Source organism: Oleiphilus sp. HI0128, from assembly GCF_001635365.1.
Map to the genome: position 1 here is coordinate 1 of NZ_LWGG01000448.1, position 565 is coordinate 565.

Sequence of the window (565 nt, forward strand, 5' to 3'; positions counted from 1 at the left end):
TGCCAGATCAGGTTGTCTTGGCGGTAGATCTGGAAGCAGGATCCATTGAAGTTGATTGGGATCCGGAGTTTTAGTTTGTAAAGCGCTGATTGCGGTACTTGCGGGGCGTTTTTATATAGGCACTACTTAATCAGTTCTGTAAATCAGTTCTGGCATAAGGGATTGGTTCTTTAAGTGGTGCAAAGATAGAAACTTGCTGGTCAATGTGGTGTGACTGGCTTAGAGATGTGAATGTATGCATTTTGGACTGGTTACGCTTTTTCCTGAAATGTTTCGCTCTCTAGAAGATCATGGTGTCGTTGGGCGGGCAGTAAAGAAAGGGCTAATAGCTCTGGATTATTGGAATCCTCGAGAGTTCACCCATGATAAGCACCGTACGGTCGATGATAGACCTTATGGTGGTGGCCCGGGAATGTTGATGAAAGTGCAGCCTTTGCAGGATGCTATTCACGACGCTAAGGCAAAGATGGTGCAGGACCTAAAGCACGATCAGCCCGAGAAGGTGGTATCACTACGTACTGTATACCTGTCACCTCAAGGACAGCGCCTAGACCATAAGAAAGCT

At 46.5% G+C, this 565-nt stretch carries 1 pseudogene; it reads left to right on the plus strand.

Annotated elements, in window-relative coordinates:
* Positions 1 to 235 precede the first annotated feature (235 nt).
* Positions 236 to 565, plus strand: a pseudogene (locus A3763_RS05460) (tRNA (guanosine(37)-N1)-methyltransferase TrmD); the annotation flags it as partial.